Source organism: Mesorhizobium carmichaelinearum, from assembly GCF_900199455.1.
Taxonomy (GTDB): domain Bacteria; phylum Pseudomonadota; class Alphaproteobacteria; order Rhizobiales; family Rhizobiaceae; genus Mesorhizobium; species Mesorhizobium carmichaelinearum.
Window position 1 is genome coordinate 1 of record NZ_FZQR01000086.1, and the last position, 5,069, is coordinate 5,069.

At 59.5% G+C, this 5,069-nt stretch carries 4 protein-coding genes and 1 pseudogene; 2 read left to right on the forward strand and 3 right to left on the reverse strand.

Features of this window, described 5'->3' with window-relative positions; all coding sequences use genetic code 11:
- Positions 1-115: 115 nt before the first annotated feature.
- Entirely contained in the window at positions 116-1,153 is a 1,038-nt protein-coding gene (locus CKW40_RS41845) for a ComEC/Rec2 family competence protein (RefSeq protein ID WP_095205329.1), read from the forward strand.
- A gap of 857 nt (positions 1,154-2,010) precedes the next feature.
- A pseudogene (locus CKW40_RS41850) lies at positions 2,011-2,634 on the forward strand (IS21 family transposase); the annotation flags it as partial.
- Positions 2,635-2,734: 100 nt separating this feature from the next.
- Here CKW40_RS41850 and CKW40_RS41855 read toward each other — a convergent pair.
- The 3 genes from CKW40_RS41855 to CKW40_RS45235 are packed head-to-tail and all read right to left on the reverse strand — an operon-like array spanning position 2,735 to position 5,051.
- On the reverse strand, positions 2,735-3,739 hold the full coding sequence (locus CKW40_RS41855) for a tyrosine-type recombinase/integrase (protein ID WP_244571561.1): 1,005 nt from the start codon (positions 3,737-3,739) through the stop codon (positions 2,735-2,737).
- Positions 3,736-4,725: a tyrosine-type recombinase/integrase gene (locus CKW40_RS41860; protein WP_095205330.1), complete on the reverse strand. Its 990-nt coding sequence runs from the start codon at positions 4,723-4,725 to the stop codon at positions 3,736-3,738. The genes CKW40_RS41855 and CKW40_RS41860 overlap by 4 nt, the downstream gene beginning before the upstream one ends.
- Positions 4,722-5,051 (reverse strand): tyrosine-type recombinase/integrase, encoded by a 330-nt coding sequence (locus tag CKW40_RS45235; RefSeq protein WP_244571562.1) that lies wholly within the window; start codon positions 5,049-5,051, stop codon positions 4,722-4,724. Before CKW40_RS45235 ends, CKW40_RS41860 begins: the two co-directional genes overlap by 4 nt.
- Positions 5,052-5,069: the final 18 nt, after the last annotated feature.

The following is a 5,069-nucleotide window of genomic DNA, read 5'->3' on the forward strand; positions in this document are numbered from 1 at the left end:
AAGGCTACGACGCCATCATCGACGCCGCGTGCCACGCCTGGCGCGAGCTCATCAAACGACCAAAGACCATCACTTCAATCGGGACGCGCCAATGGGCTCACGTCGGTCAATCAACATGACCGTTGGTATAAATACGCTTCTCGGCTTCGTCATCGGGCTGGATGGCGAGAGGGTGCGCGATGCGCGAGAGCACCTACGGGCGCTCTCGCCCAATGTTCGTCATCTTGCTCCGGGCGCAATCGTGCCTTTGCCGGCCGCTGCCGGCGCGATCAAGATCTATGTGCTTGGCCCGCCACTGGACTCCAAATTGTTTCAGATTCAGGACAGTGCGAGCCAGACCTATCAGATGTCGGCGACACTTGGCGCGCTTACGAATAGCCTTGCCATCCAGGCGGATGGTTTGAGCATCAAGAACGATCCCCTGGCTCCCTTCGATGAGGGCGCGGGACTTTTCCTTTCCGAGACGCTCGCAGGCAAGGACGAAGGTTTCCCGAAGGACCTTGCATTCCTGTCGCGTCACTATGCAGGGCCGTTGACTGCACCGAAACTTCCGCCCGATCTGACGAGATCCACAGACCAGAGCTGGAGGCGCATCGACAGCGACTGGTTGAGCAGCGGGAGCGACCTCGCGCTCCAGCTGGACAGCAGCACCAACAACACCAGCCTTGTTCTTGCCATCGAAGTCGTGGCGACAGGCAAAGTGCTGATCTTTGCAGCCGATGCGCAGATCGGCAACTGGGAGAGTTGGACAAAGGTGACCTTCCCTAACGAGGGCAGCACCACCCCTGTTACGGGCGCAGACCTGTTACGCCGCGCTGTGTTCTACAAGGTCGGTCATCATGGCAGCCGCAACGCCACGCTGTCGGAGAACGGACTTGAACTTATGGTGAGCCCCGAACTCACCGCGTTCATCCCGACCGACGAGGCGATGGCAAAGAAAGTTGGGTGGTCGGACATCCCTGCGAAGAAGCTGCTTGCCCGGTTGGCGGAAAAGACGGCGGGCCGTGTCATAAAGTCTGATGACAAATGGATTCAGCAGCAGTCAGAGGACCTAGGCGTAAAGATCGGCGGGTCGCTGCAGAGCATCACGGTACAACATGGCAGCCCGGGGCCGTTCGAGGGTGCGCCTTATGTTGAGATCAGGATCGGCTAACAAAAACAGCAAAGCCACGTTAGTTCCCAGCCCGTCAGGCTGGCTGGTGGAAGTCTCGCGTATAGAGAATGGAGCCATGGACTCGGCAATAATTGTAAGCGCAGGTCTGTGCCTCAGCGGCCGTACGACAAATCCTAATGTCTCCGACCCCGTCTGTGCCATGCACTGACAAGCAACACCGACGAGCAATATCGAAGCTGAGTGGCAGCACTCCTTGTGCAACGGGGAACATCGGCCGAGAAATGCATTCGGCTCATATAAACGGATAACGCAGTTGCGACCGGAATAGCGATCGCGGGTGTCGCTGCAGCCGCCGGCGCTGCAAAACTGCCGTCACGATCGAGATTTAACTATGGGATTGTTTGCCAACACCCACCGTCCCCGCAGCCCTTTCGGCAGGTAAGTTGGATCCAGTCCAACGGGTCCACATTTTTCTGACGCGAGATATCGGCGTTTCCATAGGACCGGTCCCGTCTTGGGCGCGTCCGGGGCGGGGAATTCATCGTCCCCGCCTCGCTCCCCAAAAATAGATCAGGCCTCGGTGCTCTTCAACGCGGTGAATGTAATATTCTTGGCACTCGAAGTCGCGTGGGTCCAGTTCGCCGCCAGCGCCATAAAAAGTCTGCCACTCTTCGGCAGTTGCCAGCTTGGGCTGGCTCGGGATTGCAAATTCCGAGGGAAGTCGCCCCCCGATTCCGAGATGATGTCGCCCCCTCGTTCCGAGAATTAACCGCCTTCTGATTCCGAAATGATGCCGCCCCCTGGTGGCGGTGTTTGGGCCGGGTGCTCTGCTGTTGGAATGTTTCTTCTTTTGGGTTGTCCAGGGAAGGAACGAAATGCCTGCGGAGAGAGTGACCATGCGGCGTGTCCGCGAGATTTTGAGATATCGATTTGAAGAGGGCCTTGGCCACAAGGCGATCTCATACCGTGTGGGCGCAGCGCCCTCGACGGTGCGCGAAACGCTTCGCCGGGCGGAGGCTGCCGGCCTGGCCTGGCCGTTAGGGGATGAGATCACGGACGCGGTCCTGGAGGCTGCGCTCTACAAGGCGAACGGGACGAAGACGGGGCACCGCCGCAGCGTGGAGCCGGACTGGGCTTACGTGCATCGCGAGTTGAAGCGCAAGCATGTGACGCTGCAGATCCTTTGGGACGAATACATCGAGCGTCACCCCGATGGTTACCGTTACAGCCGTTATTGTGATCTTTACAGAGGCTGGGCATCCAACCTGCCGGTGACGATGCGGCAGAACCATGCCGCTGGCGACAAACTCTTCGTCGACTACGCCGGCGACACTGTGACCGTGGTCGTCGACCGGCTGAAGGGCAAGACGCGGCAGGCGCATCTGTTCGTGGCCGTGTTGGGGGCGTCGAGCCTATCCTATGCGGAAGCGCGCTGGAGTGAGACGCTTCCGGACTGGCTGGGGTGTCACGTCAATGCACTGGAAGCGTTCGGCGGCGCGCCGGCTCTGTTGGTGCCCGATTACGTGCCCGGGCACGTAATCGCACTTTTGTGTCCCGAATGGTTATGTGCCCCGCAGCCTGCTGATCTAAGCGTTCTCGACAACACGGGGCACATAACGATCAGAGGCCGGCGAGCCATTCGAGAAGTTTTGGCTCGCTCTGCCAGACTGGCTTTCGGGGAGGTCCCACCGAAGAAGTAGCAAGCACCTGACAAGCCTCAAGCGCCTCTTGCTTCATCCTGATGCTAATCTCGGCATATCGATTGGTTGTATCGAGGCTGACGTGGCCAAGCCAACCTCTTATGACATTCACGTCGACGCCGGACTCGAGCAGGTGGACGGCCGTTGTGTGCCTCCAAACATGTGGAGAAATGGACCTTTGTCCGTTGCCGATGCGAATGTCCGAACCATGACGCCGAACGAGCTTGTACAGCCCGAATCGCGTCAGCGGCTTGCCGACGTTACTGAGGAATACCGGACTTTCTGGCGTCGCTGGCTGGCGTCGGTAACGCAGCATCTCGCCAAGCAGGCGAGCGGTCTCAGGCCATAGTGGGCAGGTCCGCCACTTATCGCCCTTGCCGTGCAGGTTCACCCGCGGTGAGGACGTCAAAACCAATTGATCAACGATCAGTCCTATGACTTCCGTTGCGCGGGCGCCCGTATTGTACAGGAACATAAGCAGCGCCTTGTCGCGGATGGCCAGCTTTCCGCCGCGCGGCAGTTTGTCGAAGAGCCGTTCGACGTCGTCGCGTTCGAGATAATAGGTGGCTGCCGGCTGCGCGCGCTTCCTTGGGATGGCGGCGACGCGCTCGGCCTCCGGCAGCACCATCGGTTCCTGACCACCGGCATAGGCGAAGAAGGTGTGTAACATTGCGAGCCGGTGGTTCCGCGCTCGGATGCCGTTACCGCGCTCAGCTTCAAGATGGGCGAGAAAGGCTTGCACGTTGTCGGCGCTGAGGTCGCTCAGCCTGAGCTTGCTGATCGGGCGTCGGTTCTCCCGGGCCAAGAACAGAAGAAACAACCGGATTCCGTCGCGGTAGCTCCGGATCGAAGTGGACGCCAGACCCTTCTCGGCTTTGAGATGATGCTCGAAGAATTGATAGACGAGGTTGCCGACGGTCCTCATAGCCGTCCTCCACGCGAAAGCGGCGCTGCAAATCGTTCGAAGCGCTGGCCGGCGGCTTCCAGGAGATCAGCGGTAATGCTGAGATAGACGGTCGTGGAAGCGGGATCCACATGCCCCATGAAGGTCGACAACTTGACCAGTTTGTCGGTGGGATTATGTCCGTCACGATACCACCGTAGAAGTCGCCCAACAGCAAAGCTGTGTCGAAGATCATGCACGTGGGCCGGCGTTCCTCCCGGCGGGATCGGTATGTCCAACTGGTCGGCCAGCGAACGGAAGATGATGCTGATCGTACCGGGGTTCACAGCCCGACCCCGCAGGAAGGAAAACAACGGTGTGTCGGGGGGTACCGAAACCAGGTGCTGTGATCGCAGCGCCATGAACTCATAAAGGCGCTGTGCCAGTTGCGGCCCCATGGGAATGAGCCTTGACTTGGAAAACTTCGTCTCGCGAATGGTGAGCACGTTACGATCCCGATCGACGTCCCGCCAGCGCAGGCGCGCAACCTCGCCGACACGCAGGCCAAGCCCGAACAGCAGGCTGAAGATGGTGGCGTAGGCGGGACCGCGAAGCTGGGCGTTATTCTGATCCGGGAGTTCGGCGGCGCGCTCGATGAGCTGTTGAGCGGTACGAAGATCCAGGATGCAGGGCGGTCTTGGATTACCACGGCGGCGGGGCTTCATCGTGACAGGAGAGCGATCGATAACATCATGTTCGACCATCCACTCGAACAGCCGGCCGACGACACCGACAAGATGGTTGAAGCTTCTCGGACGGGCTCGCGGACGGCTCAGGAAAAACGCATCGAGGAGTGCCGGGCTGATTTGGGTCATGCTCATCACCCCTTGAACGTTCAGATAGCCGTCGAGCATCCGCAGGACCTTGCCTTCAACGTCGTAGCGCCGGTTGAGTGCGCGCTTGTGGCGAACGAAAGCGATGATGTAGGGCGCGATCGGACTTGAAGGCTCGGGAAGACGGGTTCTCATTGCAGATCCTCCCCATCACCAAGAGCGACTTCACGCAAGCCATCGATCTGGACCTTGGCGTAGATCATGGTTGAGGAAGCCGCCCGATGGCCGACATAGTCGCCGATGGTCTTGAGCGAAAACCCCGTGTCTACCAGGCGCTGGACGCAGGCATGACGGAGAGTGTGTGATCCCGGACTGTGAATCGGCGTGCAAAATTGACCCCATAAGCCGGGGAATTGGAGTGAACCCCACCGGCTGGACCAGGCGGGCGTGAAAAACTGATACGCTCGATGGGCCTTGAACGGAGAAGGCTCATGAAGTCCCGAGGTCCATACCGTCGTCACTCGACGCAATTCAAGCTA